Annotated in this window: 1 tRNA gene; it reads right to left on the reverse strand. The window is 55.0% G+C overall.

What is annotated here, in order from left to right:
• Positions 1-90: 90 nt before the first annotated feature.
• Positions 91-167, reverse strand: a tRNA-Met gene (locus AC2CHD_RS20975).
• Positions 168-200 lie beyond the last annotated feature (33 nt).

Here is a 200-nt window from a genome sequence, read left to right on the forward strand (position 1 = left end):
ATGAAGCTGGCGTGAGGCTACCCAGGGGGGCTGGATCGCTTCGGGGTGATGCGAAGCGTTTGGGTAAGTGAGTGCTTATATGAGAGGATTTGGTTGCGGGGGCAGGATTTGAACCTGCGACCTTCAGGTTATGAGCCTGACGAGCTACCGGGCTGCTCCACCCCGCGTCAACTTATTTGCGTTTTCTTGCCTGTTTTCAT

Source organism: Nitratireductor sp. ATLC21, from assembly GCF_057196525.1.